Below are 1005 nucleotides of genomic sequence, written 5' to 3'. Positions count from 1 at the left end.
TCACCTCCTGTGATTAGATTTTCGCTTTAGAAAAACGAATGTTTGGCTCAAGATTGGTGATAATTTGATTGTCTGTTAACACCCGATTTCCTACTTTGATTTTGGTAAAATATTTAATGTAGTTCTTCAAAAATAAAATCAAATTTTTATTGTCAAATATCGTGTATTCATCTGCGAACCAACCAGACAAATAGTAGATACCTACGCCATAATAGATAAAGGAAATGGTCATATTATGAATCAAAGGGAAAACGTAGTTTAAGACAAAGCGATTTAGTACCCATAGAATCAATAGTGCAGGTACGGCTAATAAAGCTCGTTTCAACTCAATGGAAAAGGGTAAGATAAAATCGGCAATACTATTAATGATAATCGGTTTTTTAAAAATAGTGCGGTAGTTTAATGGTGGCATATTCTCACCTGCTTTCTACTGCCCGAATAGTTCTGCAACGCCTCGTAAAACACCTAAGAAGCTTTCTGGACTATTTAAAAACCATGCACAAAAAGCCCCTAGGATTAAAACTCCTGCAATTCTTCCAATGGATTGTCGAGCAAATCCAGTAATTAAAAAAATGACCATAGCAGCAATTAGGACATTTCCCCCTAACTGCAATATCCAATTCTTAAATGCTCCTCCTGTTGGTGCGCTAGCTAAAACGTAATTCACTTTTTGTAACCCAGTTAATAATTTCATTCACTATTTCCTCCTAATTTTTAATATCGTGGGTCAATCTCTCTACAACAAATTGGTCGTTATCATCTTGTTCTATGATTAGGTGATAAGCATTGTTGTAGTCTTGTGATAGTTGCTTGTCTGTGACAGTCACTATCACATAACAATCTATTCTCCCCCCTTTCATTGGATAAGCAGCCATTTCTTGAATATTTTTAAAGGTCATGACGCCTCCCAATACTTCGGGATTTTTCATCATGTATTTCACCACTTCTTTATCGCTGGTTTCAACATACTTAGGAAAGAAGGTGTCCTTTAACCAATTGTTGACG

General features: G+C 35.6%; 3 protein-coding genes. All 3 read right to left on the bottom strand.

Translation table 11 applies throughout. The features are described from left to right. Nucleotides 1-13: 13 nt before the first annotated feature. Nucleotides 14-412 carry a TcpE family conjugal transfer membrane protein gene (locus ID741_RS19920; protein WP_438721398.1) on the bottom strand — a complete coding sequence of 133 codons (399 nt, stop codon included), beginning with the start codon at nucleotides 410-412 and terminating at the stop codon, nucleotides 14-16. 15 nt (nucleotides 413-427) lie between these two features. Beyond that, nucleotides 428-694 (bottom strand): TcpD family membrane protein, encoded by a 267-nt coding sequence (locus ID741_RS19915; protein ID WP_438721397.1) that lies wholly within the window; start codon nucleotides 692-694, stop codon nucleotides 428-430. A gap of 13 nt (nucleotides 695-707) precedes the next feature. Further along, the coding region (locus ID741_RS19910; protein ID WP_438721396.1) for a conjugal transfer protein at nucleotides 708-1005 on the bottom strand (298 nt) is incomplete at its 5' end.

Origin of the sequence: Enterococcus sp. AZ103 (genome assembly GCF_051714685.1) — a bacterium.
GTDB classification, from domain to species: domain Bacteria; phylum Bacillota; class Bacilli; order Lactobacillales; family Enterococcaceae; genus Enterococcus_A; species Enterococcus_A alishanensis.
Note: the sequence above shows the minus strand (reverse complement) of the source record. Positions and strands in the feature narration are given on the sequence as shown.